We start from the raw sequence: 23,634 nt of genomic DNA, 5'->3' as shown, positions 1-23,634 counted from the left end.
TTTTCAATGGACAAAGATAGGATACAAAGACCGTTCCCACAATGGGACATTTTTGTAGAAAAATAGGAAACTGACGAAGTGTGCCTTGCACACTAGGAAGTTTATCTCTTTTCCTAGAAAATGAGGTCGTGTTCAACTACTTGAACTTTTGTATTCTGTTTGGTAACTTTCGTTACCGATGGAGCCTAGCGGGATCGAACCGCTGACCTCCTGCGTGCAAAGCAGGCGCTCTCCCAGCTGAGCTAAGGCCCCACAGACCTCTCAAAATTGAAGAAGACTACGTACAGGATTCCGAGCAAGTGTATTCGAACTAAATTCCTAGTGAAAATGATAAATTCCCTTGAAGTCTACTGACTTCTATACGAATTTCCTATCTTCATACGGATTTCGTAACGTTCTCATTACTTGCTTATCCTTAGAAAGGAGGTGATCCAGCCGCACCTTCCGATACGGCTACCTTGTTACGACTTCACCCCAATCATCTATCCCACCTTAGGCGGCTGGCTCCTTAACGGTTACCTCACCGACTTCGGGTGTTACAAACTCTCGTGGTGTGACGGGCGGTGTGTACAAGGCCCGGGAACGTATTCACCGCGGCGTGCTGATCCGCGATTACTAGCGATTCCGACTTCATGTAGGCGAGTTGCAGCCTACAATCCGAACTGAGACTGGCTTTAAGAGATTAGCTTGCCGTCACCGACTTGCGACTCGTTGTACCAGCCATTGTAGCACGTGTGTAGCCCAGGTCATAAGGGGCATGATGATTTGACGTCATCCCCACCTTCCTCCGGTTTATTACCGGCAGTCTCGCTAGAGTGCCCAACTGAATGATGGCAACTAACAATAGGGGTTGCGCTCGTTGCGGGACTTAACCCAACATCTCACGACACGAGCTGACGACAACCATGCACCACCTGTCTCCAGTGCTCCGAAGAGAAACCCTATCTCTAGGGCGGTCACTGGGATGTCAAGACCTGGTAAGGTTCTTCGCGTTGCTTCGAATTAAACCACATGCTCCACCGCTTGTGCGGGCCCCCGTCAATTCCTTTGAGTTTCAGCCTTGCGGCCGTACTCCCCAGGCGGAGTGCTTAATGCGTTAGCTGCGGCACTGAGTCCCGGAAAGGACCCAACACCTAGCACTCATCGTTTACGGCGTGGACTACCAGGGTATCTAATCCTGTTCGCTACCCACGCTTTCGAGCCTCAGCGTCAGTTACAGACCAGAGAGCCGCTTTCGCCACCGGTGTTCCTCCATATATCTACGCATTTCACCGCTACACATGGAATTCCACTCTCCCCTTCTGCACTCAAGTTCCGCAGTTTCCAAAGCGTACTATGGTTAAGCCACAGCCTTTTACTTCAGACTTACGAAACCGCCTGCGCTCGCTTTACGCCCAATAAATCCGGACAACGCTCGGGACCTACGTATTACCGCGGCTGCTGGCACGTAGTTAGCCGTCCCTTTCTGGTAAGATACCGTCACTGTGAGAACTTTCCACTCTCTCACACGTTCTTCTCTTACAACAGAGCTTTACGATCCGAAAACCTTCTTCACTCACGCGGCGTTGCTCGGTCAGGGTTCCCCCCATTGCCGAAGATTCCCTACTGCTGCCTCCCGTAGGAGTCTGGGCCGTGTCTCAGTCCCAGTGTGGCCGATCACCCTCTCAGGTCGGCTATGTATCGTTGCCTTGGTAGGCCTTTACCCCACCAACTAGCTAATACAACGCAGGTCCATCTGATAGTGAAGCAGTTGCTCCTTTTAAGCTCCAATGATGCCACTAAAGCTCTTATGCGGTATTAGCTATCGTTTCCAATAGTTATCCCCCGCTATCAGGCAGGTTACCTACGCGTTACTCACCCGTTCGCGACTCAACTTCTCAGATGTTTCCGAAGAAACGGATGAAAAGTTGCGTTCCACTTGCATGTATTAGGCACGCCGCCAGCGTTCGTCCTGAGCCAGGATCAAACTCTCATATAAAGTTTTTTTCTGGTCAGTCTCTACTGACTTATTGTTTTTGTTCATTGACGGACTTCTATCTTTAAAAGTCCACCCTGCACGTTTGGTTCGTCTTCTTCAATTTTCAAAGGTCTTATTACTTGTCCTCGCTTCTCACGAGACAACTATCTTAGTTTATCACGTCTACTTAACTTTGTCAATATCTTTTTTTACTTTTTTTTGCTTTTTTTCATTTTTGATATCTGACACTATGAATTACTCCTCGTGACAACTCATTCATTCTATCACCTTATTAAGCTACTGTCAATACCTTACGCCTGGTTTTTTTATATTTCGTCCAGTATGCGTGTTAATCTTCTTGTTCAAGATACTCATAAAGTGAATGGAGTATGGATGCTTGAGCTGGTGAAGATTGTCCGCTAATAATTTTGCTGTATTCTTTTGCTTCTTCAGGACTTAAATTGGCGCTAAATTGACGTAGTTTTTGACGTAATTTTATAAAGCTCGAATCTGTGAGTATCTTGGAATCTGTAGCTTTTCGTGACGAGGGAAGAGCTACAATTCTTCTGCTCTTCATAATATGATAGCCTTCAATGACTTGTTTTGGGGACGTTTTCTTCATTATTCTTTGGTTCCTCCTACTAGTAGATACTATAACAGGAGTAGACATACGATGAACAGGACATCTTTGTCAGTTTATTGTTTAAGCACTACACAGTCAGATCGGAATAATTGCTTATGTGACAAACTATACAAACTGCCTCAGAGACTTAGAAGAGAATAATAAGCAAGAAAAGAGAACGAATTGTCTATTTTCGTTCTCTCTAAGTGTCTATAGTTTTATAAATAATGTGACTAAGGAGTTGTATTCATCTTTTCTTTTATTTCATCAAATGAAAGAGGATGCACGTCTTCTTCTTCAGTTTCTGAGTTTGCTGGCATTTTACCTGTCTCATAAAGTGACTTGATTTGAACACTGTCCAATGTTTCGTATTTTAAAAGAGCTTCGGCTATAAGCTTGTGAGTATCTCGATGGTCCTGGATAATCTCAGCTGCTTTGTCACGTGCCTCATTGAGAAGATTGCGCACTTCATTATCCAGTTCATATGCCGTCTGGTCTGAAATGTGCTTCTCAAGCGTACGACCTCCAAACATCGAGTGGCTACCTTCATATTGCATTGGTCCCATTTTTTCACTCATACCATATTCTGCAACCATTGCACGCGCCATTTGTGTTGCCTGTTCAAAGTCATTAGAAGCACCAGTAGTTTGTATGTTGAAGATAATTTCTTCTGCAACACGTCCTCCCATGAGTCCTGCCAACTGCTCTTTCATGTCTTCTTTGGAAAGAATCATTTGATCTTCTTTCGGTAGAGCAATCATGTAACCACCTGCTCTACCACGTGGAACAATCGTCACTTTATGAACTTCGCGAGCGTTTGACAGAACAAGTCCAACAATTGTATGTCCTGCTTCATGATAAGCAACAATTTCACGTTCTCGAACTGACACTTGCCGATCTTTCTTAGAGGGACCAGCAATGACACGATCTTCTGCCTCATCAATATCAGATGAATCAATAACAGTCTTATTGCGTCTAGCAGCAACCAAAGCTGCTTCATTGAGAACATTTTCTAAGTCTGCTCCAACAAAACCAGGTGTTTGCTGAGCAACTAACTTCAAATCTACATCAGCTGCAAGTGGTTTATTTTTAGCATGAACCTTGAGAATAGCTTCACGACCTTTAACGTCTGGTCGACCCACCAACACTTTACGGTCAAAACGTCCTGGACGAAGGAGAGCTGGATCAAGTACATCACTACGGTTCGTTGCAGCAATAACAATAATCCCTTCATTGCCTTCAAAACCATCCATTTCGATCAATAATTGGTTGAGAGTTTGCTCACGCTCATCATTTCCGCCTCCCATACCAATACCACGTTGGCGACCAACAGCATCAATTTCGTCAATAAAAATGATGGCTGGCGCCGCTTTTTTAGCATCCTCAAAAAGAGAGCGAACACGACTCGCACCGACACCCACAAACATTTCGACAAAATCAGAACCCGAAATAGAGAAGAAAGGTACTCCTGCTTCGCCTGCAACAGCTTTAGCAAGCAGAGTTTTACCTGTTCCCGGAGGCCCTTCTAAAAGTACTCCTGCAGGAATACGAGCTCCAAGTTTTGTAAAACGTTTTGGATCCTTCAAAAATTCAACAACTTCTACTAGTTCTTGCTTTTCTTCTTCGGCACCAGCAACATCTGAAAAGCGTACCTTAATATTATTTTGCTCTAAAGCCTTAGCCTTATTTCGTCCAAAGTTCATGGCACCACGAGCACCGCTCCCTTGGTTCATCATCATCATGAAGAATACACCAACAATGATGAGAGGAAGTAGGTTAAAAATAATATTCAACCAGAGTCCGTTTGAACTTTCTGGTTTGACAGTTACCTTAACCCCTTTTTCATTTGCAAGGGTTTGCAGTTCTGACAAACTTGCTTCTGATGACAGAGCAAGCGATTTGAAATTTTTATACTTAACCTTGTTAGAAATTTGGAACAACTTGATAGACGAAGCTAGTTCATTGTTCGCTTCTTGTTCCTTTTTGTACTTTCCTGTAATTTCAATTACATGCGAACTAGGCTGGTAGGTAATCTCTGAAACATTACCATTTTTCAGTTCTGTGACAACTTGTGAATAACTAACTTCTTGAGTAGCTATTTGCTGACCGGCATTGAAAAACTGGAAAGCTGTAACAAGAGTTGCGATAACGAGAATAACGAGAAAAGGATTTTTTATAAATCCTTTATTTGGTTGATTGTTCATATATAATTAGGAAACCTTTTTTCTATTTTGTATAAACTTCCTCTTTGAGTACACCTACATAAGGAAGATTACGATAATTTTCGTTGTAATCCAATCCAAAACCAATTACAAACTCATTTGGTATAGTGAAACAGGTGTAATCTGGTTTGATTTCAACAATACGACCTTCTGGTTTATCAAGTAAAGTAGCAATCTTGATAGAAGCAGCCTGACGTAAAGCAAAAAGTTCTTTTAGTTCTTTCAAAGTACGGCCAGTATCAATAATGTCTTCTATAAAAATGATATGACGCCCAGCTACACTATTATCCAAATCCTTAATAATCTTAACTGTTCCACTACTCTCTGTACCACCATGATAGCTTGAAACAACCATATAATCCGTTTCAACATGCGTATCAATGTGTTTCATCAATTCAGCCATGAATGGGATGGAACCTTTTAAAATTCCCACAAGAAGTGGATTTTTACCAGCATAATCCTCAGACAATTGCTTGCCTAATTCCTTGCTTTTAGCAACAATTTCATCCTCTGAAACAAGAATTTTCTTAATATCTTTGTCCAACATAGTTGTTCTACTCTTTCATTTTAATATATAAGGTAGCTTTAATTATACCATTTTTTAATGATTTACTCAAATCACTGCTAGCAAGATTAGCAATTCCATAAATTTCTCCAGCTTGCTCAATTATAATCGCTTTCTGACGACTTTTTTGGGGTACTTTCTGATCAATAAACCATCGACGAAGCTTTTTATGAACACCATTGCTCAAAATGGTGTCCCCTTCCTGTCGTCCTCTTAGTGTAATTGGTTCATCCGATGAAAAATACAAAATCTGATCTGCATTCTCCAATGGTTGATTAAGTGCAAAGATATAGGAACCATATAAAAAAATACCCTCTGATTCTATCACAATTTTTGCTTGCTGCCCATCCGTCTCTGGTTGTATTTTATAGATGCTAAAACAGTGATAATCTTTCTCAAGCATGTAGCCATTCTTTAACAAATGATGATAATTGGCCTTTGAGCGCAAAATATGTAAAAGCTCATCAAACTGAGGACGTGACAATTGCAGGTCAGGAAACCTTTCTAGATACTCCTCTAACAAGTAAATTTGAACTGCCTTTGTCTGTTGCTGAAAAGTCATTAAATCAGTGATTGGTAAATCCTTTGTTAAATCTCGTAGAGCTTGAACCAGATTCCCACTTTCAGCCGCAAGATAGACTAAGGCTGCTTCAATTTTGGGATTTTCCTTTTTTAATTGTGGTAAATATTGATTTCTTACTCGATTACGAAAATAATCTAAACCAGCGTTGCTCTTGTCTTCAAAATGATACAACTCATCAAAATCAGATTTTTTAAAAGATAGGAGCGGTCGAATAAGCTCACCAGTTCCAAAAGGCTGGATAGGCTGAATGCCTGATAGATGACGAAAGCGACTCCCACGAATCAATCGCATAAAAACTGTTTCTGCCTGATCATCAGCGTGATGGGCCGTAACTAATGCTGTATACCCTTCTTGTTTCATCACATTTTCAAAAAAATTATATCGCCATTGACGTGCAGCATTTTCTGAAAATTTTCCTCTAAAATGGGATATATAAAAAGGAACTTGGTATTTCTTAGCTAATTGTTTTAGATAGTTTTCCTCATCAATAGATTCTTTTCGTTGCTTGTGGTTTACGTGGGCAATTCCAATCTCAATTTCTAATTGTTGACGACACTCATAGAGCAGATAAAAAAGATTCATAGAATCCAAACCACCCGACAAGGCTACTAAAACATTTTTATGTTTATCAAAAAAGTGACTATCCTGCGTCACTTTTAAAAATCTATCTTTCATTTACCTCAAAATCCTATAAATATCGTTTGCTATTTGTGTAATTTCCTCATAGCTTGATTTATCCGTAAAAATGGATAAAACAAATGGAGATTCTGCATAGACAATAGCTACATCGTGTTTTACATCGTCTGCATCGCCAATTTTATGTGCAACTGGAACCGAAATATCTTTTGAAATTCGTTGATTATCAAACTGTGTAGAAGAAAGACTTTCTAAAACATATCCATTCTGTTCATACAAAGCTTCCATCATAACCCCTGCTACTTGAGCAGATGTTTCACGTGTAACCATATCCCACTTACTTGCTGTCACATCTAAAATTACCCTGTAAAAATCATCATCAAATTTATTTGCAATGTAATAGGAGAGTAGGTTGCTAGCCACATTATCAGATTCTTTTGCTGTTTTATTGATCAACTCTTCCAATGAATACTCTTTATTATCAGGTATCTTTGGTAACGAACCACTTCCATTAACCACGTAAGCTCCAGGGAAAGAAATAGATTCTGCTGTATATCTTACCTTGGTAGTCAAGTTTTCTTGTCCAGCATTCATTTTCTCCTGAACATAGTATAGGATAGGTAGTTTGGCAATACTGGCAGAGTAAAAAATCTTATCTTGATTCAAACCTGCTGTTTGGCCAGTAGACAATTGCTTGACATAAATTCCAATAGTATTTTTTAAATATTTGGTAGTCAGTAATTTTTGAACAGCTTCCATTCTGTTGTCCACTTCGGATAAATCCTCCATAGCAATCCACCCCTTCTCAGCAAGATAAGCAAATTCTCCCTTAGGGGTCCTAACGATTTTAGAAACTAAAACAGGCTGATAGGCTTGTAAATCAGTCTCTTTCTTCTTGGATTGATTTGCAATTGGTGACGATAATAGTGTGAAGTTTTCTCTGATCCAATAAATCTGATCTACATCTGTTTCATTAACTATGACATCATCAAAAATAAGACTTATATGAGCAAGGATATAGCGATTGTTGTCAATCTGAAAGACAAGCTCTTCCCTATTATTTACTAGTACACCTGTGATAGTGAAATGCTGATTTGGCTGCAGTTCTCCCACCACTTTTGTTAGCTCCACATCATCATATAGAATCTCCGTCTTAAAAATATTTGGATTTTTGGGAATTTCATGAAAATACTGATCATATATAGCCCGTGTCAATTCATATTTTTCTTGCGTTGTGAGTTCAAATGGTATCTCTGTACTATCAACCATCTGCCATCCAAATAAGACTGGCAGTAACCATACGAACAGTTTTTTCTGCATATTCCCTCCTTTCTACGAATCTTTTTCTTCTAGTTTCAAATCCCTATTTTTTTGAGCTAACTCTTCTAGTTTTTCATCAGAGTGTTGTAAAAATTGCTCTACAATGTTAAAAATTGTCTGTGTCATTTGAGCAAACCGGGAATATTATAAACAAATTCCCCCTCCTTAGAATACTGATATTTGGCTCGAACATACTTGGCAGCATATTCTTCATCTTTCAATTTTGCGACCATTTCAGCCTCTTTTTTATGTTCTTTGGTTAGTGCTTCATAATTTTTTTCCAACTCAACAAGCTTCTTTTCTTGTTGCTGCAAATTTGTATATGTTCCTACAAGATTATAGGCTGGTAACATGAAAAGAAAAATGACCAATATCAAAATAGTTCCCATAAAGCGATTTTTCTGTTGACGTTCTTCCAACTTATTTTGGATTTTTTTACGTTCTGACCGGATAAAGGCATTATTTAATTGTAGGATATTAGATTTTTTCATCTGTTTCTACCTTTTTTTCACTGATAATTTCATACATTTTTAATGCATCTTCTTTTTTAGTAGAATCCTTCATTTCAAGTACTTTTACAGTCAATAATTTATTGCCGAACTGAATTTCAATATGGTCATTCACTTTTAGATCTGTTGAAGATTTAGCTAAAATACCATTTACCTTAATTCTTCCTTTGTCAGCAACTTCCTTTGCAACTGTTCGACGCTTGATAATGCGAGATACTTTCAAATATTTATCTAGTCTCATAAGCTCACCTCAACTAAGTATTTTACCATTTTTCAACGTATTTGAGAAATTTATTCTATTTTTCTTACCTTAATTTCTTGTAGTTTTTCAGCAAAATGAATCAACTCTTCTAGTAATTCATAATCCTTTTCCCTATGCAAAGTGAAGATGACTTCCAAATTCCCCTTATTTTCAGTAATTTTTGCTTTCAGATTCGTTGCTGACAAGGCTTCAAAATAATCTTGTACCAAAAATATTTGGCCAGCAATGGGTTCAAAGGTTATCGTCACCTGTTGCTGCCGTTTGATGGCTGTATGACAAAAAACCTGATCTAGGTAGGACTTGAGAAGACCTATTTCAAGTAGATAAGCAACTGCATCAGGATATTCTCCAAAACGGTCAATCAGTTCTTCCTGTAATTCTCGATAGTTTACACGATTGTCAATATTTTTGATACGCTTGTAAATCTCAATTTTTTGGCGCTGATCGGAAATATAGTTACTTGGCAAATAAGCATCTATCTGTAAATTAACCTCAGAATCGCTTTTCTGACGTTGAGTATTCTTTCCTTGTTTTTCCAAAATAGCTTGCTCTAGTAATTGAGAATACATTTCATAGCCCACTGAATCAATGAATCCCGACTGGGCAGCTCCCAAGATATTTCCTGCTCCGCGAATAGACAAATCCTGCATCGCAATTTTGAAACCTGACCCTAATTCTGTAAAGCCTTTTATCGCCTCCAAACGTTTTTCAGCAACCTCTGTCAAGGATTTATCTGGCCTATACATTAGGTAAGCATAAGCGATTCGATTGGAGCGTCCTACTCGCCCTCTAAGTTGATAAAGAGTTGACAGTCCCATGTGGTCTGCATTTTCGATAAAGAGAGTATTGGCATTTGGAATATCCACACCTGTTTCAATAATTGTTGTAGTCACCAGAATATCATACTCTCCCTCTACAAACGAGTAAAGAGTATTTTCTAGTTGAATTTCCGACATTTGTCCATGAATATAGCCGATAGTAGCCTCTGGAACCAACTCTTTTAGTTCGGAAACTTTCTGTTCAATTGTGTCAACTTTGTTGTAAAGATAGTAAACCTGGCCATCTCTATCTATCTCACGAAGAATAGCTTCTCTTATCATAGAAGGATTCTTTTCCATCACATAAGTTTGGACAGGATAACGATTTGTCGGTGGTGTTTCAATGATGGATAAATCACGGATTCCCAACATAGACATTTGCAGAGTACGGGGAATGGGAGTTGCAGTCAATGTTAGGACATCTATTTTTTTCTTGAGTTCCTTCAAACGCTCTTTATGCTTAACACCAAAACGTTGCTCTTCGTCAATAACCAATAAACCTAGATCTGCAAAAATAACATCTTTTGATAAGAGACGATGGGTACCAATCAAAATATCAACTTGGCCTTTTTTCAATTTTTCCAGTGTCTTCTCCTGTTCTGCTTTTGTTTTAAAGCGACTCACAATATCTATGTTTACAGGAAATTCAGCAAATCTTTCTTGAAAATTAGCATAATGTTGTTGAGCTAAGACAGTTGTTGGAACGAGAATAGCTACTTGCTTTCCATCATTGACTGCCTTGAAAGCTGCTCGCATCGCAACTTCTGTCTTCCCAAATCCAACATCTCCCACCAGCAGACGGTCCATAGGAGAATCTTTTTCCATATCTTTTTTAATTTCGTCAATTGAGCGAAGTTGATCGTCTGTTTCTACATGTGCAAAATAGTTATCAAATTCTATCTGATTTTCATCATCCGTTGAAAATGCAAATCCCTTTAATTGACTACGCTCAGCATAGAGTTTAATCAGGTCATCTGCAATATCTTCAACCTGTTTTTGAACCTTCTGTTTTGTTCGCTGGAAGCGTCCATCATTCAATTTATTTATCTTGGGCGTTTTTCCATCGGAAGCCAGATACTTGGATAGAAGATCAATCTGCTCCACGGGGATTGAAATTCTGTCTGCATTCTGGTATTGGACAGTCAGATAATCCCGGTGAATACCAGAAATTTCAATCGTTTCAATCCCTAGATACCGTCCGATACCATGGGCATGATGAACAACATAATCTCCCGCGGATAGTTCACTATAGTCTTTTATGCGTTCAGCATTGGATAGATTAGATCTACGTACCTTTCGCTTAATTTTCTTATTGAAAATTTCTTTTTCCGTAATCAACACTAATTTCTCATCCATCAGATGAAAACCTATAGCTAACTGACCGACAGTGATTTGTTGTTGACCTGCGACTAATTTATCCTGTGTATAGTACGGAAGGTTAATATCATATTCCTGTAAAGTTTTTTGTAAACTCTGTAAACTTTTCTCAGAACTCGCCTGAATGATAACTGTGCTGCTTGATTTAGCATAGCGGTTCAATTCTTCCTTCAAAAGGGGAATTTGATGGAAAAATTCCTGCATAGGATGTTGTGTAAACTGATAAAGGGCATCAAATTTTAGATTTCCTAAACCTTTTTGGAAACTTGAAAAGAAGGTCGCAGGTTTGTATTTTCTTAGTTTAGAATATGTTGAAGCAAAATAACAAAGACTTGACACTGATTTATTTCTTTGTAAATCATCTGTCAATAACTCGGCTGCCTCTTTTTCAAAATATGCCTGTTTATCTGCAATTTTATGAAAATCATCCAAAAATAATGGGGATCCTTTCGGCAGATAATCCAGCAAAGTCCAAGTATCTTCATATAAAAATGACAAAAATTTACGAATATCCGGATGTCGATAAAAAGCATTCAAATCCGCTAAAACTTCCTTCAGATAGGATCGCTGCTCTTCTTGTTTTGAATTGGTAATTGCTGTTTCAATTTTTTGGCTAGCTCGTTCATAATCACTAGCTGATAAAATAATATCCGATGCAGGAGCCAAGCTAATCTGCTCACAATTTTCCAAAGATGTTTGATGATCAACATCGAAGATACGAATACCATCAATTTCATCACCAAAAAATTCAAGTCGATAAGGCGCCTCTGATTGCATGTCAAAAATATCTAAAATATCTCCACGCTGACTGAACTCTCCTTGGGTTACAACTCGAGAAACTTTTTTATAACCTACATTGATTAGATGCTTTACAAGCGTGTCAACTTCATATTCTTGACCAACTTCCAAATCAAGTTTAGCTTTTTGATAAACTGCTGGACTTGGTAATAGTATTTGACAGGCTGCTATACTAACAACTAGAATTCCCGAGGATGATCTGTCTGTTAAAAAATTCAGACTATCAATCCGAGATTGGATTCGTTCTTTTGATGCAAAGACAAATTCAGCAATTGGATTATCGTCTGCAAAGAAATTGTAAACTTTATCACTCCCTACAATGACTGCCAAATCCGTAATTAACTTTTCGGCCTCATTTTGTGTTGCAGTTACGATCACTATTTTCTCAGCTATATTATCATAAGCAGCTGCCATCACCAAGGACTTACTGGTCCCAGATAATCCTAGCAATAACTGTCGTGTCGATTTATTCAATCCTGCCTGCCATTGATTGATTTGTTTATTATTGTGAAGGAAATCTAATAAATTCATTATCCGTTAAACTTTCTCATGATAGTATCAAAATCGTCTTCCTGTAAATAAAAGTTGACAGCTTTGTCAAGTTTATCCAGTGCCAGATCAATTTCAATACGGTCTTCCACATCAAAACCTGATAGAACATGATGAACAACACTCGTTCCACCCTTAGGACGTCCGATACCAATTTTAATCCGATCAAATTCTTGAGTTTTTATATACTTAACAATAGACTTGATACCGTTGTGTCCTCCCGCTGATCCCTTTTGTCGAAAACGAATTTTTCCAACAGCCATATCTAAATCATCGTAGACAACCAAAATGTCTTTTTCATCTAAACCATAGTAGGTCATTAGTGCATGGACAGCCTTGCCTGATTCATTCATAAAAGTAGTTGGTTTGACGAGGAAGATCTTTTCACCATTTATAAAAGTAATCGCAATGTCTGCTTGAAAAATCTTATCGTGAGTAAACGCTACATTTTCACGTTTGGCAACCTTATCTAGCAACATAAAGCCAACATTGTGTTTGGTCTCAAAATAGCGGTCACCAGGATTTCCCAGTCCAATAATCAATCGTGTCATTCTTTCTCCTTAAATACCAAAAGGCTGGAAAATATTTTCCAACCGAATACTAACTGTTATTTGATAGAATAAAACATTCTTAATCTAAGCCTCAAAACCACAGACATTACCTGCGACATAAGGTATACATAGAAAACCAAAATGCTTGACTCATCAAACGTTGAAACGAAATTCCATGATGTCTCCATCCTGAACAATGTACTCTTTTCCTTCTTCACGAAGGCGACCAGCTTCCTTAACTGCTTTTTCGCTTCCATATTTCATCAAATCATCATAGGACATGGTCACAGCACGAATAAAACCTTTTTCAAAGTCCGAATGAATAATGCCTGCTGCCTGCGGTGCTTTGATTCCTCGTTTGAATGTCCAAGCACGAACTTCTTTTTCACCTGCTGTAAAATAAGTTCCAAGACCGAGCAAATGATAGGCTGCACGAGTCAATTTATCTACACCAGACTCAGTCAAACCAAGCGCCTCTAAAAACTCACCCTTGTCTTCATCGTCAAGCTCAGAAATTTCTTCTTCCGCACGCGCCGAAATAACAACTACTTCTGCATTTTCTGTAGCTGCAAATTCGCGAATCTGTTTAACATACTCAATGCTATCTGGATCAGCAACCTTATCTTCGTCAACATTAGCAACATAAAGAACTGGCTTTGTTGTCAATAGGAAAAGCTGCTTGACAATTTTTTGCTCTTCATCTGTAAAGTCAACTGTTCGAGCTGATTTTCCATCTTCAAGAACAGGTTTGATTTTTTCAAGGACTGCAAACTCTGCAACCGAATCCTTGTCCTTCTGAGTACGAGCCATTTTCTCCACACGCGCATAGCGCTTGTTGATGCTTTCTAAATCTGCCAAAATCAACTCTAGGTTAATCGTATCAATATCGGCAATCGGATCTACAAAAGCATCTTCACGTCCCTGCTCACGCATGACATTTTCATCATCAAAAGCACGGACGACATGAACAATCGCATCTACCTCACGGATATTCGCAAGAAACTTGTTTCCAAGACCTTCCCCTTTAGAGGCTCCTTTTACAATACCAGCAATATCTGTAAACTCAAAAGTTGTCGGTACTGTCTTTTTGGGTGTAATCAACTCTGTCAACTTCTGTAAACGTTCATCTGGTACTTCTACCATCCCAACATTTGGATCAATGGTCGCAAAAGGATAGTTGGCAGCTTCTGCTCCTGCTTTTGTAATTGCATTGAATAAGGTTGATTTACCAACATTTGGCAAACCAACGATACCTGCTGTTAAAGCCATATTTTATTTCTCCATCTAAAAATTCGATCACGACTATTATAGCAGAAAATTTCTTATTACAACAGACCTTATTTATGTTTCAATCAACACAAAGAGTATTCTGGAAACGTACAACAGCTTATTCAAGTAAAATACATTTTTTATCTTCAATGATATATACCTCATCACATAAGCACTGAATATCCATCTCATTATGACTTGCTAATAAAATGGTAACACCTTTTTCTTTTGATAATTCCTTTAATAATGTGTGTATTTTGGAAACACTTTGTCTATCCAATGCATTCGTCGGCTCATCTAATAAGAGAATCTTTGGCTTTTCCATAATAGCTTGAGCAATGCCTAGTTTCTTCTTCATGCCGAGAGAGTAGTTTTTAACTTTTTTGTCCTTATCTTCAACTAAACCAACCTGATTTAAAGCTTGAATAATTTCCTCTTTTCCTATTTTATGTTGAATTGCTGCTAAAAATTCCAAATTTTCAAAACCAGTGTAATTCGGAATAAACCCCGGTTCTTCAATCAAGGCACCTAGATGAGAAGGAATGTTACCAACTATATCCTCCCCATATACTTTAATGCTTCCTGAATCAGGTTTCATAAGACCTGCAATCAGTTTAAACAGAACACTTTTTCCAGAACCATTTACACCCGTTATACCTATTATTTTCCCTTTTGAACATTCAAAATGTAACTGATCAAATAAATCGTTGTTATTAAATTTTTTACTAAGATTTTCAATTTTAATGATACTATCAGTCATGTATATTTTCCCCTTTCAAGAACATTTACGCCTTACAAATAAGAGTATTGATATACTCACTATCATCTCGAAGATGACACCAATCCAAATGGACATTGTTGCTGTTTTATTGTATTCGTATACCCTTGCTAAGATAGTAAATATATAATTGGTATGCTCACCTAATATTTCACCTGCAAAAACAGTAAAAACAAGAAAAGAATAAGTAATACCAAAAGAAGCTAATTCAGAAACATTTAAGCAAAACAATAAAAACAATAAAGAACTGAATAAAATAAAATTAACACTATTGACTATGAAAAAATGAACTAAAAATATCCATTCCATATTTCCTAGAATAAATACAGCAATTGTCTGTAAAAATCCTAACGAAAATGATACGAAAAGCAAAAATAAAATGTGTATCATACACCAATTCTTCATACTTCCCATTCTCAAGACAGATAAATTAAAATTAGCTGTTGATAAGCCAAAAAACATTTGATGAAGTAGAAAAACATTTTGTGCCTGAAATAATAAATAAAAGAGCAGGTTGATGGTTTCTAAATCTCTAATACCTGGACCTTTTAAAATATAGTCAACCATCTCAGCATCGAGAAACTTAAATATTGCCAACAATACAAAGTAAAAAACTGATAACCATAGATAAACATAAAACTGATTCGTAGAGATCAAACATCGCCATTCCCATAACAAGGAATTTTTAATATCAACAGACCATCTCATTTCCTATTCCTCCCATTTTGTACTTCGGATTTTATATACGTTCAGTAAGAAACAAATGGATAATAGACTAAGCCAGTAAATGATCTCAACACCATATTTTTCTGCTTTTAAAATATAATGATGAATAGGAAAAAATTGATTAACTGATAAATTGATGGGATAAAGCCAGAAAACAGATTGTATTACTAAAAAAGAAAATAGAGTGGCGATGACAATATTTCTTTTTTTAAAGAAAAGAAAAAAGAATGTCAAGCCCCGTCTAAAATAGACAGTGTAAAAAAGAATATTAGTTAGTAAGGTATGACTCCCTGAATTCCATAGGGGTCATACCTTTTAATATTTCTTGTGGTCTATCATAGTTATACCAGTCCATGTATTCTTTAATTTGTTGGCTGAGTTCATCTCTGTTATTAGGAGGAAAGAGCCGTAAGGACTCACTCTTGAGATGGGAAAAGAAATTTTCACAAGAAGCATTGTCATAACAATTCCCTTTTCCAGAATGGGAAATCGTAACACCATACTGGTCTAGTTTTCTGAGATAAAGTTGGTTGGTGTACTGAAAACCTCGATCAGAATGCAAGACACAAATGTGTGTGGCATCCCAATTTTCATTGAAGACGAGGTCTAAATTTTCAAAAACGAGCTGATTATCGCTATAATCTGAAAGAGTATATGCTAGAATAGAGTTGTCATAACAATCTTTTATGACGCTAAGGAACATCCTTCCCTGTTTGTGGTAAACATAACTGACATCCGTTGTTAGTTTCTGGAGAGGACGTTCTGCTTTAAAGTTTCGGGCAAGCACGTTGTAGTGGACGTGTCTTGCCTTTTCATTTATCTCACGCTGCGTGCAAGAATGATAGCGTTTCTTTCGAATTGGCGACTTCAAACCCAGAATACGCATATAGCGTAGGACAGTTTTAGGATGACAGAAAATATCGTATTTTCTTCTCAGTTGATAACAAATGAAACGATAACCTTTCTGAGTCTCATTAAAAATAGCTGTAATGACTTGTGCTAGGTCAGGGTTAAACCGCTTGTGTTCAGGTTTTCCATTGCTTAACCAGAGGTAGTATGATGACCTAGGGAAACCCAAATAGGCACATAAACGGGAGATGGAATAACGTTCTTTCAATTGTTCAACGACTTGATAAAGGTGGACTCTTCTCACTTTCTGAGGAGAGTCCTTAAGGTTTTTAAAATGTCATTCTCCATACGAAGAAAGGCATTCTGTTCCTCTATTGTCATTTCATCAAGATTGGTTGATTTTGGGCGACCAGTTGATTTAGCACCTCTTAAATCTTGGTGGAGCAATTGTGGATTTTCGTGATATTTTCTAGTCCATGTGAGGACTTGATTGTTTGATTTCAAGCCATACTTTTTTACAATTGAGTCCATACCACCACTTTTCCCACTAAGATAGTCCTCGACTACTTGTATTTTGAATTCAGGTGGATACTTTGTAAATTTACTTCCTTTTTTAGCCATGAGAAAAGAACCTCCTTATAAGAACAGTATAGTACTTTTTATACTGTCCATTATAAGGGGTTCTTTTCAGAATACAGTCATTTCGGATAAAAAAAGAAGATAGGAGAGGAAACAAAAAAGAATCAAGAATAGACTTCGATAACTTGATATATGATTCACTTCATAAATTTCTGATAAAATTGGTTGAATTACTGAAGAGATAGAGAAGGAAAAACCATTTAGTAGTCCCATGACAAGCGATAAAAGTAAGAGGAACGATAGAAATAAGAAAGGAAGTAACAGGCTATATTTTAATAAAAAGTAATGCTTATGTTTAAGAGAGAAAAAACGCAGGCTAACAACAGTATCTCTTGTAAAAGCTTCTAGACAAAACAATAACATGGAACTATAGATAATCGGTAAGAGATAAATACCAGTTGTTATATCTTGAAAAAGAATGATTAGCCAGGTGAAACTATTCGGTGTCACCTGATAGCGGTGTGAAAAGGACTGGTATACAGAATTTGAAAAAATAATACTAATCAGCAACAACAAAGAACATAATTTGATAATAGTTGATTTTCTTTGAAAGAACAAAATTCTGAAGTATTTCATACATCATCCTCCATCCGAAAATGAAAATGATATACAATAGCTCCAAGACTAATGATAAAAATACAGAAAAGATGGAGAAAAACAAGGTTAAAATTCAATTGTCCTTGATAGCCCCAAGAGATTATACCGACAGGTTCCAAATAGGATAGGTTTAATAAGGTAAAAACTAGACCACCTAAAATCATATAAAGACATGGAAAAAATATGCCAACAATTTTCTGACGAAAAATAAGAGAACTGGCCACACCAAATATCGAAAAGACACTCCCAAAAATTCCATACCAAGTAGTTAACAACATACAGTAGAGCAGCTGATTGGTGTCAAAAATAGACTTAAAAACTCCTTGGTATTCTCCAATATATATTTCTTTGTAAGGAGTTATACACAAATTAGATACTAACAATAACATATAGGGTAAAAAAAGCGCTACAAATCCAGAAATAGCAGCAGTTGCGAGTAATACGTACATATACTTCCGACACGGTATTCTCTGTAATTGTAACCGCAGAAAATGGTGCTTACTATCTTCTATCACTTGACCTACTATTGGAATGGTGCTAATGACTGCTGCCACAAGACTAATCGGTGAAAAGCCTCTAATACTGGAACCTGCAAAAAATAATGAAAGTCCTTCTAGTTGGTAGATGCCATTAAAAGCAATCGTATTACCGATTAGAATACAAAAAAAAGCTAACATCAAAGACAAGAGCATTTTTTTAGAAAAAACTGTTCTTTTTACATTTTTTAATAAAAATCTCACTTTTACCTCCTAACAACAATAAGGAGCTAGAAGAACGAATCCTACTAGCTCCATAGACCCAATAAATAATTTCCTAGTAAAAACTATTATTTAATATTCATCTGGACTCCAATTACCATTGATTGCCACTCTAACTAGATTTCCAAATTGAGTTGGTATAGCTACTGTAGTAGATTCGTCTACGTAATTACTACCACTGACATTACAAGACATGACAATCCTACTACCTGATGGCAGGGAATATGCCGGTATTATATCATTTCTACTATAGGCATTTCGGATAGAAGTATTCAGTGTCTTTCCACCACCCGTAGAGTAGTTCCGATTAACACCCCTTAAAGCATTCTGCTTGATCATGCGACCTGTTGCCACAGAACCTATGCGTGGAGAAACCAAGGAATAATCTAGTATATCTCTTGATAAAACAGTCGGAGAAACTACCCCTAACAACAATGCTATCACTATGATAGCTTTTTTTATAGATATTCTCGTAAGACCAACTCCTTTCATGAAAAAATAACTAAGAAATTGTTTATATTAGGATATATCTTTTAAAGTTATAAAACGTTTATATTTTGTATTGTAACATAGTAGAATAGAAGACGCAACAAAAAAAGTTACCTTTGTTAATACAAAAAGTAAGTATGGTTAAAACATATTTAAAAAAACTATGTTTCACAAATTACATAAAATTTTTCAAAATAATCTGATTTCCAGCCATCAATATAAAGAAACAAAACAATCTGAAAAGGGCTTTCCTCACATTTATTTAATACCATTTAAACCAACTACGATGCCTGCAATAAATCCTACAATTGCACTCGTACCCCAAACTATATATAACCGATTTTTGTACAGTTCTTCTATAAAATCAGTCATATTATCTTTTTCAGATGTTGTCATGTCAGTTCTCCTTTTTTATTTTAGTTGTATTTTCTCTGTTCTGGCTCATATCTTCTTGAATGCTTTTAACTACTTGAAAACAGGCATATAAAAGCAATACAACACTTAAGTCATATTGCTAAGTCATTTTTATGTTATTTTTTTGTCGTCAATATAACAGTTTTATGATAGATTTATTTTATTATTTGGCTAATAAAGCTCTTACTACACTACTACCAAAATCCCTACCAGTCTCATAGATGGTACGAAATACTGGAGGATAGATTGTACACAAGGCTATGATGGCAATGGTTGTAATAATGACAGTCCTATGTTCATTATAAAATTGAATAGCATTTTGTAACATTATTTATGTCCTTTCTTACGAGCATACTCATCAGCTCCTCCAGCAATAGCACCAAGGATAAATGGAGTTGCGATTATTCCAACAATAATGAGTCCAGCTCCCCCACCTTGAGTATATTCAAGTTCATTTTGTTCAAGTGTTTCATATTTATTCAAATGTTTCATATTTTCTTCCTTATTAAAATTAAAATTTTTTATCGTATAATTCCATTGATAATACTGCGACCAAAATCACGACCAGAATTATATAAAGTCTGCCAAGTCTTGTTAATAAATCCTCCAATATCGCTAAACAAATTTGATCCACCTTTGATTGTCGTCAATTCTTGATTAGTTAGGATTACAAAATTATTATCCATTTTTTCAAATGTTGTCATGTCAGTTCTCCTTTTTTATTTCAGTTTCTATCTAATGTTTAGTTAAGTGGTTTAATTGTTATATAAAAATTCACCAAAATCTTGCCCTGATTTGTATACAATTGGAAGGATCATCGAACCAATTGCTAACAAAATAGCGGCTACACCAATTGCTATCAATAATTTTATTAGTAGAGGTGAAGAAACATATAAAGAGTCCAATTGTTGATATTTATTTTCCATTGTTTGTATAAAATTTGTCATCTTTTTCACCTCAGTATCCTTTCCTTTTAGCCTTGGCACCGTTTTTCAAATATTGTCATATCAGTTCTCTTTTTTTATCTCCATCTAACAAATATGTTTAATTAAAATGACTCAGGCAAGAATGCCTTCGGTGAGTAAAAAACAAAATTATTGGCTTCATTGTATTCCTCTCTTCTTATGACCTCACCTATTTATTCGTAAAAAATATAAAATCTTAATACTTAGTCTCCTGAAAAGAAAAAAAAAACACCTCAAAGAGAAAAACATTGAGATGTGAAGTTTTTTAATACTTACTATAAACAAGATTAACCTGCAAGTCAGACATAAAATAAGAACGAATAAAACCATTTTTTCAGGTTGAATATTTTTATAAAACTTTTTTCATCTTCCGTTCAAAATCATGTCGGCTCATCATAACTACGTGTTCGCAATTACTACAGCAAATTTTTATATCCGCTCCCAAACGAACAATTTTCCATTTATTAGCCTTCTTGCCAGTCGATTTAATGATGCAGGCATGAGGCTTTTTCATTTCCACAAAAGATCCTAATTGATACATACTAACTCCTTATAAATTCTCTTAATTGAGCGCTTTGCTATCTCTTTTTTCTCTGATTAAGAGCAAAAAATCTTCTAAATTTTGTTTATTACTAGACTAATTCATTTTACAAAAATAAATCTTTCCCTTTCCTGTTAAGTATAACATAAAAAACGGCAGACTTGCCGTTTTTACTTACATTCATTAGTTAGTACGCACTGGTGTAACTAACTGTATAAAATCTTCATCTTCACCGCTTGGAACCAAAGTAAATGGACGAACAGAAGAGATAAAGCTGATTTTAACTTGCTCGCTACTAATGGCTTTTAAAGCTTCAATCAAATAAGTTGGGTTAAAACTAATGATTAAGTCTTCGCCCGCAACTTCCAAAGTATCTATTTCCTCATTTACACGTCCAACCTCTGGAGAGTTTACATGAGCTGATACAACATGATTGGCAATTTCCAATTTAACAGTGCCATTTTGTGTCGCATTTGAAAGTAGACGAGCACGTTCCATAGAATGACGAAGTTTTGCTGTATCAAAGATAGCAGTTGTTTTAAAATCGGTTGGAATCAGGCGATCTGTATCTGGGTAAGTTCCTTCTAACAAACGTGTATAGAAACTGATATGCTCGCTTCTAAAAAGAATTTGATTGTTTGAGAAGAATACTTCCACCGTTTCAATATCATCTGTAAAAACAGCTGCAAATTCTTTTAAAGAACGGCTAGGAATAACGACATTAAAGTCATCACCAGGTTTATCTAAAACTAATTTACGTTGACTCATGCGGTGTGAATCCGTCGCAACTGTCTTTAAATTTTTATTATCAGTCAAAACAAAGTGAACACCGGTTAAAATCGGACGACTTTCCTGTTGGGAAGCAGCAAAAGCGGTTTCGTTAATAGTTTGTTTTAGTACTTTGGTTTCTAGTATCAAAGGCTTTGAAGCTGGTACTTCTTGTAAACGAGGATATTGATCAGCCTCTTTTCCTTTTAAGGTAATTTCTGACTTACCACTGGTTAAAACAACCTGTTTTTGTTCAATTTCATTAAAATCAATTACTAAATCAGGCATACTAGAAACCACATTGATAAAGAAACCAGCTTCTAAAAGAATCGAACCAGAAGAACTAATCAATAGACCAGCATTTTCATCTTGAGTTGAGATAAAATGTTCAATGGAAATTTGGCCATTTGAACCAGTCAGAGTAATTCCCTCACTCGTTACGGAAATCCTTACTGTTGAAAGAATAGGAATTGCATTTTTAGTACTGATTGCCCGTTTTGTGATATTAAGCGCCTGTAAGAATGCAGTTTTGTTGATTGAAAATTGAATCATGGATTCTCCTTTATTTTAATCTATAAGGTTAATAGTAATAGTAGTATCTGTGTATTCTGTGGAAAAGTAATGCAATCCTTTTAGAATAGCGTAACTTGACTTGTTCACAATTTGTGGAAAAAGTGTAAACTTTTTTTAAAGTTATACACAGGTTAACGGAGCTTGTTTTTTATACTGGTAATCTCAATCTCTAAATTATCATCATCCAACAGTAAAGATTTTATTTTATTGTAAGCATGCATAACCGTTGTATGGTCACGATTACCAAATTCTTTTCCAATTTTTGGCAGTGAGTTATCTGTCATCTCACGTGCTAAAAACATAGCAATTTGTCGTGCATGAACAATATGTTGGACACGCTTAGCTCCCTTTAATTCTTTTAGGCTAACTCCATAGAAATTTCCAACTTCTGTTTGAATTTTCTCAATGGGAATAACCATATTTTGTGGATTTGTTTGTTTTCGGGAACGGATGGCTTCGGCAGCAACTTCTACTGTTATCTCGGACAGGTTGCGCATGGTGGCAATCAAATTGATATCTTTTAAAGCTCCCTCAAGATCCCGAACGTTTGAATCAAATTGTCCTGCTAGATAGGATAAAGTCTCGTTGGTGAAATCATAAGGGAATGTCTCACATTTGTTACGTAAAATAGCTACCCTAGTTTCAAAATCTGGAGGAGTGATTTCACTAGTCAATCCCCATTTGAAGCGTGTAACCAATCGTTCTTCTAAATTATCTAAATAGTCAGGATTGCGGTCACTGGTGAGGACAATCTGCTTATTTTTCCCATGCAAGGCATTAAACGTATGGAAAAATTCTTCCTGAGTAGAAGTTTTACTACGGAGAGATTGAATATCATCGATTAAAAGCAAATCAAGATTGCGATAGGTTTTCTTGAAGTTTTCCATGTCATTAAGACGGAGGTGTTCCAAAAATTCATTGATGAATGTTTCTGAGGAAACATATTTTATTCGAGCCTGAGGATTATCAGCTAAAACCTTATTACCAATCGCATTGAGAATATGCGTCTTTCCAAGACCTGGTCCCCCAAAAATAAACAATGGATTATAGAGTTCACCTAGATTATCCGATACAGCTAAAGCTGCTGCTTTAGCCCAATGGTTATTGTCACCTTGTACGAAATTTGTAAAGGTATATTGAGGTTTTATATCAGAATGAACGGGTTTTAGTTTTTCTTGTGAATCAGAAATTTCAGCAGTCTGTTGAGTTACCTGCTTTCTTCCATTGGAAATGCTATTTGTCTCTTTTTCATCCGCTGTAAACTGGTATTGGATGGTGAGAGGCTCACCGTAAATTTCAAAACTAGCAGCGATCATTAGTTCTTCAAAGTTTTTTTCCCAGAAATCTTTTTTAAAGGGGCGATTTAAGAAAATTTTTGCTATTTGTTGGTGAATACTTAGTAATTCTGCACCTGCAACATAGAAATCATAAATAGATGGTTTAAAACTTATTTTAGCTAGTTCAATAAAGCGTTGCCAAAATAACTGCTCTTGGTTCAT

24 protein-coding genes, 1 tRNA gene and 1 rRNA gene are annotated in these 23,634 nt (G+C 36.5%); all 26 read right to left on the bottom strand.

The genetic code is table 11. The features are described 5' to 3' along the window. Positions 1–179 precede the first annotated feature (179 nt). Positions 180–252 (bottom strand) — tRNA-Ala (locus BZG42_RS00130). A gap of 167 nt (positions 253–419) precedes the next feature. Then, positions 420–1,978, bottom strand: a 16S ribosomal RNA gene (locus BZG42_RS00125). A 328-nt stretch (positions 1,979–2,306) separates the two neighbouring features. Continuing rightward, positions 2,307–2,579: a hypothetical protein gene (locus BZG42_RS00120; protein WP_120171140.1), complete on the bottom strand. Its 273-nt coding sequence runs from the start codon at positions 2,577–2,579 to the stop codon at positions 2,307–2,309. Between the two features lie 233 nt (positions 2,580–2,812). Further along, positions 2,813–4,783, bottom strand: coding sequence for an ATP-dependent zinc metalloprotease FtsH (gene ftsH / locus BZG42_RS00115; RefSeq protein WP_159780047.1), 1,971 nt, complete (start codon positions 4,781–4,783; stop codon positions 2,813–2,815). A 22-nt stretch (positions 4,784–4,805) separates the two neighbouring features. Then, positions 4,806–5,348: a hypoxanthine phosphoribosyltransferase gene (gene hpt, locus BZG42_RS00110; RefSeq protein WP_024531457.1), complete on the bottom strand. Its 543-nt coding sequence runs from the start codon at positions 5,346–5,348 to the stop codon at positions 4,806–4,808. 7 nt (positions 5,349–5,355) lie between these two features. Next, entirely contained in the window at positions 5,356–6,624 is a 1,269-nt protein-coding gene (gene tilS / locus BZG42_RS00105) for a tRNA lysidine(34) synthetase TilS (RefSeq protein ID WP_155995922.1), read from the bottom strand. Then, complete coding sequence (locus BZG42_RS00100; RefSeq protein WP_024531459.1) at positions 6,625–7,905, bottom strand: serine hydrolase; 1,281 nt, start codon at positions 7,903–7,905, stop codon at positions 6,625–6,627. Between the two features lie 12 nt (positions 7,906–7,917). Then, positions 7,918–8,031: an SP_0009 family protein gene (locus tag BZG42_RS10180; RefSeq protein ID WP_032537830.1), complete on the bottom strand. Its 114-nt coding sequence runs from the start codon at positions 8,029–8,031 to the stop codon at positions 7,918–7,920. After that, the gene (locus tag BZG42_RS00090) at positions 8,028–8,396 is read right to left on the bottom strand and encodes an FtsB family cell division protein (protein ID WP_024531460.1); all 369 of its coding nucleotides are present in this window, start codon (positions 8,394–8,396) and stop codon (positions 8,028–8,030) included. Before BZG42_RS00090 ends, BZG42_RS10180 begins: the two co-directional genes overlap by 4 nt. Further along, a complete protein-coding gene (locus BZG42_RS00085) occupies positions 8,383–8,655 on the bottom strand; it encodes an RNA-binding S4 domain-containing protein (RefSeq protein WP_024531461.1) in 273 nt (90 codons plus the stop codon). Before BZG42_RS00085 ends, BZG42_RS00090 begins: the two co-directional genes overlap by 14 nt. Before the next feature lie 50 nt (positions 8,656–8,705). Beyond that, complete coding sequence (gene mfd, locus BZG42_RS00080) at positions 8,706–12,200, bottom strand: transcription-repair coupling factor (protein WP_155995920.1); 3,495 nt, start codon at positions 12,198–12,200, stop codon at positions 8,706–8,708. Continuing rightward, positions 12,200–12,769 (bottom strand): aminoacyl-tRNA hydrolase, encoded by a 570-nt coding sequence (pth, locus tag BZG42_RS00075; protein ID WP_155995918.1) that lies wholly within the window; start codon positions 12,767–12,769, stop codon positions 12,200–12,202. The genes mfd and pth overlap by 1 nt, the downstream gene beginning before the upstream one ends. A gap of 153 nt (positions 12,770–12,922) precedes the next feature. Continuing rightward, entirely contained in the window at positions 12,923–14,038 is a 1,116-nt protein-coding gene (gene ychF, locus BZG42_RS00070; protein WP_024531464.1) for a redox-regulated ATPase YchF, read from the bottom strand. Between the two features lie 118 nt (positions 14,039–14,156). Continuing rightward, positions 14,157–14,798 carry an ABC transporter ATP-binding protein gene (locus BZG42_RS00065; protein ID WP_024531528.1) on the bottom strand — a complete coding sequence of 214 codons (642 nt, stop codon included), beginning with the start codon at positions 14,796–14,798 and terminating at the stop codon, positions 14,157–14,159. Between the two features lie 15 nt (positions 14,799–14,813). After that, entirely contained in the window at positions 14,814–15,524 is a 711-nt protein-coding gene (locus BZG42_RS00060) for a hypothetical protein (protein WP_120171127.1), read from the bottom strand. Positions 15,525–15,810: 286 nt separating this feature from the next. After that, positions 15,811–16,695 (bottom strand): IS3 family transposase, encoded by an 885-nt coding sequence (locus tag BZG42_RS00055; RefSeq protein ID WP_159780045.1) that lies wholly within the window; start codon positions 16,693–16,695, stop codon positions 15,811–15,813. Continuing rightward, the gene (locus BZG42_RS00050) at positions 16,692–17,012 is read right to left on the bottom strand and encodes a transposase (RefSeq protein WP_120171198.1); all 321 of its coding nucleotides are present in this window, start codon (positions 17,010–17,012) and stop codon (positions 16,692–16,694) included. Before BZG42_RS00050 ends, BZG42_RS00055 begins: the two co-directional genes overlap by 4 nt. Before the next feature lie 590 nt (positions 17,013–17,602). Further along, positions 17,603–18,367, bottom strand: a complete 765-nt coding sequence (locus BZG42_RS00045) for a hypothetical protein (RefSeq protein WP_120171122.1) — start codon at positions 18,365–18,367, stop codon at positions 17,603–17,605. A gap of 90 nt (positions 18,368–18,457) precedes the next feature. Then, positions 18,458–18,829 carry a hypothetical protein gene (locus BZG42_RS00040; RefSeq protein ID WP_227985567.1) on the bottom strand — a complete coding sequence of 124 codons (372 nt, stop codon included), beginning with the start codon at positions 18,827–18,829 and terminating at the stop codon, positions 18,458–18,460. 303 nt (positions 18,830–19,132) lie between these two features. Further along, complete coding sequence (locus tag BZG42_RS00035; protein WP_155995914.1) at positions 19,133–19,270, bottom strand: hypothetical protein; 138 nt, start codon at positions 19,268–19,270, stop codon at positions 19,133–19,135. A gap of 345 nt (positions 19,271–19,615) precedes the next feature. Further along, positions 19,616–19,780 carry a hypothetical protein gene (locus BZG42_RS00030; protein WP_155972284.1) on the bottom strand — a complete coding sequence of 55 codons (165 nt, stop codon included), beginning with the start codon at positions 19,778–19,780 and terminating at the stop codon, positions 19,616–19,618. A 29-nt stretch (positions 19,781–19,809) separates the two neighbouring features. Further along, complete coding sequence (locus tag BZG42_RS00025) at positions 19,810–19,992, bottom strand: alcohol dehydrogenase (protein ID WP_227985570.1); 183 nt, start codon at positions 19,990–19,992, stop codon at positions 19,810–19,812. Positions 19,993–20,043: 51 nt separating this feature from the next. Then, positions 20,044–20,235 (bottom strand): hypothetical protein, encoded by a 192-nt coding sequence (locus BZG42_RS00020; RefSeq protein WP_155971916.1) that lies wholly within the window; start codon positions 20,233–20,235, stop codon positions 20,044–20,046. Positions 20,236–20,602: 367 nt separating this feature from the next. Next, a complete protein-coding gene (locus BZG42_RS00015) occupies positions 20,603–20,794 on the bottom strand; it encodes a DUF951 domain-containing protein (protein WP_155963230.1) in 192 nt (63 codons plus the stop codon). 183 nt (positions 20,795–20,977) lie between these two features. Then, positions 20,978–22,114 (bottom strand): DNA polymerase III subunit beta, encoded by a 1,137-nt coding sequence (dnaN, locus tag BZG42_RS00010; RefSeq protein ID WP_120171116.1) that lies wholly within the window; start codon positions 22,112–22,114, stop codon positions 20,978–20,980. A gap of 152 nt (positions 22,115–22,266) precedes the next feature. After that, a complete protein-coding gene (gene dnaA / locus BZG42_RS00005) occupies positions 22,267–23,634 on the bottom strand; it encodes a chromosomal replication initiator protein DnaA (RefSeq protein WP_024531471.1) in 1,368 nt (455 codons plus the stop codon).

The sequence above is a fragment of the Streptococcus sp. DAT741 genome, assembly GCF_009866825.1.
Taxonomy (GTDB): domain Bacteria; phylum Bacillota; class Bacilli; order Lactobacillales; family Streptococcaceae; genus Streptococcus; species Streptococcus ruminantium.
The sequence above is the reverse complement of the archived record's forward strand: the minus strand, read 5'-3'. Positions and strand labels throughout refer to the sequence as shown.

Excerpts from the sequence above, each read along its gene's own strand:
- BZG42_RS00120 (WP_120171140.1), bottom strand. The coding sequence starts at position 2,579 with ATGAAGAAAACGTCCCCAAAACAAGTCATTGAAGGCTATCATATTATG.
- ftsH (WP_159780047.1), bottom strand. The coding sequence starts at position 4,783 with ATGAACAATCAACCAAATAAAGGATTTATAAAAAATCCTTTTCTCGTT.
- hpt (WP_024531457.1), bottom strand. The coding sequence starts at position 5,348 with ATGTTGGACAAAGATATTAAGAAAATTCTTGTTTCAGAGGATGAAATT.
- tilS (WP_155995922.1), bottom strand. The coding sequence starts at position 6,624 with ATGAAAGATAGATTTTTAAAAGTGACGCAGGATAGTCACTTTTTTGAT.
- BZG42_RS00100 (WP_024531459.1), bottom strand. The coding sequence starts at position 7,905 with ATGCAGAAAAAACTGTTCGTATGGTTACTGCCAGTCTTATTTGGATGG.
- BZG42_RS10180 (WP_032537830.1), bottom strand. The coding sequence starts at position 8,031 with ATGACACAGACAATTTTTAACATTGTAGAGCAATTTTTACAACACTCT.
- BZG42_RS00090 (WP_024531460.1), bottom strand. The coding sequence starts at position 8,396 with ATGAAAAAATCTAATATCCTACAATTAAATAATGCCTTTATCCGGTCA.
- BZG42_RS00085 (WP_024531461.1), bottom strand. The coding sequence starts at position 8,655 with ATGAGACTAGATAAATATTTGAAAGTATCTCGCATTATCAAGCGTCGA.
- mfd (WP_155995920.1), bottom strand. The coding sequence starts at position 12,200 with ATGAATTTATTAGATTTCCTTCACAATAATAAACAAATCAATCAATGG.
- pth (WP_155995918.1), bottom strand. The coding sequence starts at position 12,769 with ATGACACGATTGATTATTGGACTGGGAAATCCTGGTGACCGCTATTTT.
- ychF (WP_024531464.1), bottom strand. The coding sequence starts at position 14,038 with ATGGCTTTAACAGCAGGTATCGTTGGTTTGCCAAATGTTGGTAAATCA.
- BZG42_RS00065 (WP_024531528.1), bottom strand. The coding sequence starts at position 14,798 with ATGACTGATAGTATCATTAAAATTGAAAATCTTAGTAAAAAATTTAAT.
- BZG42_RS00060 (WP_120171127.1), bottom strand. The coding sequence starts at position 15,524 with ATGAGATGGTCTGTTGATATTAAAAATTCCTTGTTATGGGAATGGCGA.
- BZG42_RS00050 (WP_120171198.1), bottom strand. The coding sequence starts at position 17,012 with ATGGCTAAAAAAGGAAGTAAATTTACAAAGTATCCACCTGAATTCAAA.
- BZG42_RS00035 (WP_155995914.1), bottom strand. The coding sequence starts at position 19,270 with ATGACAACATCTGAAAAAGATAATATGACTGATTTTATAGAAGAACTG.
- BZG42_RS00030 (WP_155972284.1), bottom strand. The coding sequence starts at position 19,780 with ATGAAACATTTGAATAAATATGAAACACTTGAACAAAATGAACTTGAA.
- BZG42_RS00025 (WP_227985570.1), bottom strand. The coding sequence starts at position 19,992 with ATGACAACATTTGAAAAAATGGATAATAATTTTGTAATCCTAACTAAT.
- BZG42_RS00020 (WP_155971916.1), bottom strand. The coding sequence starts at position 20,235 with ATGACAAATTTTATACAAACAATGGAAAATAAATATCAACAATTGGAC.
- BZG42_RS00015 (WP_155963230.1), bottom strand. The coding sequence starts at position 20,794 with ATGTATCAATTAGGATCTTTTGTGGAAATGAAAAAGCCTCATGCCTGC.
- dnaN (WP_120171116.1), bottom strand. The coding sequence starts at position 22,114 with ATGATTCAATTTTCAATCAACAAAACTGCATTCTTACAGGCGCTTAAT.
- dnaA (WP_024531471.1), bottom strand. The coding sequence starts at position 23,634 with ATGAACCAAGAGCAGTTATTTTGGCAACGCTTTATTGAACTAGCTAAA.